Here is a 1,349-nt window from a genome sequence, read left to right on the forward strand (position 1 = left end):
GCGGTGCTGGCGAGTCGAGCGGGGGTGTTGATGATCTTGCGGCGCACGGTGGCCCATCGTGCTGTGGCGATGCCGGCTGTGACGGCGGTGGCGCGGGCGAGGTTGAACGCGATCACGGTCATCGCGACCCAGGCGGCGTTCGCGGCGTAGGACCCTGAGGGCAGGTGCGCCAAGGCGTTGTCCTTGAGCTCGGCAATGACTTGTTCGACGACGGCGTGGTCGCGGTGTCGTTCGTCGGCCTCGACAGTGGACAGGGTGCTGTTGGTGATGAACGCGTGGTGGCGGTAGGTCGCGAACAGGGTGTCCTGCTCGGTGCCGTCGGGTGCGGCTGGTTGGAGTCGCCGGACGCGACGAACCACGAGCCGACACGGCACGTGGTCGGCCTTACGGCGCCCGGTGAAGGCGACGAAGTCGATCTCGGCGACCTCGGCGTCACTGACCCAGTACCCGCCACCGGGCACGGTCTTGTCTTCCTCCCAGATCGCTTTCGGGTATCTGATCGGGGTCCAGGCGTCCTCAGGGATGCTGGTGATGGTGGCCTTGACCTTGGGGTCCATCCGGGCAGTGACCGAGAACCAGATGCCGTGGCGGATCGCGGTGCCGACGAAGGCGTGGCCGTAGAACGCCGAGTCGGCCCGGCCCATGATCCGACACCGCACGCCGGCATCGCGGGCGGTGGTGACCGACTGGGCCAGCATCCGTCCCGCGCCGGTGGCCGAGGCGACGTTGCCGCGGCGGAGCCGGGCCCGGGCGATCACCGGCGCGGTGAGCGGGGTCGAGATCGTGGTGGCCTGGATGTTCAGGCCCCGGACCTTGCTGTAGCCGTAGGCGGCACCCTGCTTGGCGTAGCCGTGGACCTCACGCACGGTGTCGTCGATGTCGATGAACGCGATCTCACTCGAGGTCTGCGCCGTGTCGGTCAGCAGGCCGGGTGTCCGCTGTGCCAGGGCGGCGAGCAGGCGGCTGCTGACGGCGTCGAGCTGCTGGACGTGGCCGTGGGTGAAGGTCCGCAGGAACGTGCCCAACGTCGAGGGCGCCCGGACCCCGGAGAACAGTCGGGCCATCGCGCCATGCCGCAGAAGATCGAGGTCGTCGATGCAGTCCGCGCCGGCGAGCATCCCGCCGATGATTGCGGTGGTCTTAGCCGCCGCGTTCGCCGAGTCGATGCTCAGCCGCTCCTCGAGTAGGTCACCGAGACCAGCGGACTCGGCCAACCGAAGGACCGGGACCAGACCTGCGGCAGACACCAGGTTCGGGTCGTCGAAAACAGGCCGGATGGTGTGAGAGGCTTTCACTTACGAGGTGTCCCTTGTTCGGCAATGAATCGTGTGTGTCAGAACTCCGATTCT

General features: G+C 67.8%; 1 protein-coding gene. It reads right to left on the reverse strand.

All coding sequences use genetic code 11. The annotated features are described in order from the left end of the window. A partial coding sequence (locus ACYVKX_RS23200; protein WP_460836082.1) for an IS1380 family transposase occupies window positions 1-1,295 on the reverse strand: 1,295 nt, incomplete at its 3' end. Window positions 1,296-1,349: the final 54 nt, after the last annotated feature.

The organism is Nocardioides hungaricus, from assembly GCF_054782915.1.